Annotated in this window: 1 protein-coding gene; it reads left to right on the forward strand. The window is 54.4% G+C overall.

All coding sequences use genetic code 11. The features are described from left to right. The coding region (locus tag NXS07_RS22755; RefSeq protein WP_258087699.1) for an aminotransferase class V-fold PLP-dependent enzyme at positions 1–241 on the forward strand (241 nt) is incomplete at both ends.

Below are 241 nucleotides of genomic sequence, written 5' to 3' on the forward strand. Positions count from 1 at the left end.
TAGGCGCATTGTACGTCCGCCGAAAAAACCCAAGGGTAAAACTTACCGCCCAGATGGACGGAGGTGGCCATGAACGCGGCATGCGTTCAGGCACGCTGAATGTTCCGGGCATTGTGGGCCTGGGCAAAGCCTGCGAATTGTGCCGGCTGGAAATGGATGAAGAAGCAAAACGCCTGTCTGCCTTAAGGGACAAACTGGAGCAGGCACTGCTGTTAATTGAAGAAAGCCAGGTTAATGGCAG

This window comes from Xenorhabdus bovienii (genome assembly GCF_024721015.1).
GTDB classification, from domain to species: domain Bacteria; phylum Pseudomonadota; class Gammaproteobacteria; order Enterobacterales; family Enterobacteriaceae; genus Xenorhabdus; species Xenorhabdus bovienii.